Genomic DNA, 2,271 nt, shown 5'->3' with positions numbered 1-2,271 from the left:
GCATCGTGCCCCTCGGGGGTCGACGCTCCGGGGGCGGGGGACCGGCCTCCGAGGTGCCCGGAACGACGGACAAGCGCACCACGAACCGGAGCGGGGAACCCTCCGGCAGTTCGGAGACGCCCACCTCCGCCGCCACCGTGTCACCACCCAGTCGGCGCAGCACCACCCTGAGGCTCCCGGGCTCCCGGCGGGAGACATCCGAGGACAGCCACACCCAGGTCGAGGGCGGGGCGAAGAAGTCACCCACGGGGTGCCCCCGGAGCTCCTCCGCGGCACCGCCCAGCAACCGTGCGGCGCTTCGGGTGCAGTTCAGGATCTCCCCCGCGGCGTCGAGCATCAGCTCGGCGGGTTCCTCCCGGTCCGCCGAGCGTGCTCCCCACGGTTCGAGGCAGCCGGTCATGCGCCACCCACCGTCACGACACCACTGCGAGCGTGCTCCACATCCCCATTAGACGATCTCCCGGCTCCCCCCGCCTCCCCGGAACGACCGGGTGGGCGAGTGAACGCCGCGTTTCGGACCTCCCGGCCGAAACGGTGTCCACGCCCCCGTCTCCCCCGGGGCGGGGGCGGGGAGGTGCGGTCGTGGCGCCGCGTCGTTCCCGGACCGCGTCCGCGCCGGCCGGGGGATCCGGCATCCGTCCCCGATACCCCGGGGGGCATGGGGCGGAAGGTGTTAGGGTTGGAACGTGCATACCCCCCGGGGTATAAAAGTCACAGGAGGGGGAACGGCCCGGTCGGCCCCGGAGCCCGGCCCCCACCCCCGTCTCCACCGAGGAGAGCCGAATGATCACCGTTCTTCCCATCGAGACCCCCGGCCTCGGAGATCGCACCCACCTCGCCCACGACGGCACCACCGCGCTGGTGGTCGACCCGCAGCGCGATTACGACCGGGTCACCGACCTCGCCGACTCCCTCGGGGTGCGCATCACCCACGTCTTCGAGACGCACATCCACAACGACTACGTCACCGGCGGCCTCGCCCTCGCCCGTGAGGTCGGCGCCCGGTACCTGGTCAACGCCGACGACGAGGTCTCCTTCGAACGCACCCCCATCCGCGACGGCGAGGTCGTCGAGGTGGGCACCATGCGGGTCCGGGCGATCCACACCCCCGGCCACACCCACACCCACCTGTCCTACGCGCTGGAGGCGGACGGCGAGCAGGTGGCGGTCTTCACCGGCGGCTCCCTGCTGTACGGCACCACCGGCCGCCCCGACCTGCTCGGCCCGGCCCACACCGACACCCTGGTGCGCGCCCAGTGGCACTCGGCCCGTCGCCTGGCGAACGAACTACCCGACGACACCGCCGTCTACCCCACGCACGGCTTCGGATCCTTCTGCTCCGCCACGCAGGCCACCGGCGAAACCGGCACCATCGGCGGCGAGAAGAAGGACAACATCGCGCTGACCGCCGACGAGGAGACCTACGTCGAGCGACTGCTCGCGGGCCTGGACGCCTTCCCCGCGTACTACGCGCACATGGGGCCCGCCAACGCCGCCGGCCCGGGGGCGCCGGACCTCTCCCCGCCGTCCGTCGCCGACCCCGCCGAACTGCGACGGCGCATCGAGGCCGGGGAATGGGTCGTGGACCTGCGCGATCGCACGGCCTTCGCCGCCGGGCACCTCACGGGGAGCCTCAACTTCGGCCTCGACGGTCCCTTCATCACCTACCTGGGTTGGCTCATCCCGTGGGGGACCCCCGTCGTCCTGCTCGGCGCCACCGCCCGGGATGTCGCCGAGGCCCAGCGCGAGATGGTCCGCATCGGCATCGAACGCCCCGCCGCCATGGCCACCGGGACACCGGGGGAGTGGGCCGGCGGCGAACCGCTCGCCTCCCACGCCCGGGCGACGTTCGCCGATCTCGCCGCAGCCCTCGGAAAACGGGACGCCGGCCCCGACCGTTCCGGCACGCCGGAGGGGACGGTCGTCCTGGACGTGCGACGGAACCAGGAGCGCCGCGAGGCGCACATCCCCGGCTCCGTCCACATCCCCATTCACGAGGTCCCCGCACGGATCGACGAGATCCCCGCCGGGCGGGTCTGGGTGCACTGCGCCGGCGGCTACCGCGCCGGGGTCGTCGCCGCCCTGCTCCACGCCCGGGGCCGGGACGTCGTCGCCGTCGACGACGGCTTCGACAACGCCCGCTCGGCCGGGCTGTGCGCCCTCCCCACCGACACCGCCACCCACGGGACCACCGGCACCGGCACCGGCACCGGCACCGAGTCCACCGACCACCGACAGGAGATCCCCGCGTGAGCACCCCCACCCACCACC

Annotated in this window: 2 protein-coding genes; one reads left to right on the top strand and one right to left on the bottom strand. The window is 73.5% G+C overall.

All coding sequences use genetic code 11. From position 1 onward, the window contains the following. Nucleotides 1-400: PAS domain-containing protein (locus FOE67_RS23185; RefSeq protein WP_182666788.1), on the bottom strand; the 400-nt coding region annotated here is incomplete at its 3' end. A gap of 383 nt (nucleotides 401-783) precedes the next feature. Here FOE67_RS23185 and FOE67_RS23180 point away from each other — a divergent pair. Next, nucleotides 784-2,253 carry an MBL fold metallo-hydrolase gene (locus tag FOE67_RS23180; protein ID WP_182666787.1) on the top strand — a complete coding sequence of 490 codons (1,470 nt, stop codon included), beginning with the start codon at nucleotides 784-786 and terminating at the stop codon, nucleotides 2,251-2,253. Nucleotides 2,254-2,271: the final 18 nt, after the last annotated feature.

It is taken from the genome of Streptomyces calidiresistens (assembly GCF_014141525.1).
GTDB lineage: Bacteria > Actinomycetota > Actinomycetes > Streptomycetales > Streptomycetaceae > Streptomyces > Streptomyces calidiresistens.
Note: the sequence above shows the minus strand (reverse complement) of the source record. Positions and strands in the feature narration are given on the sequence as shown.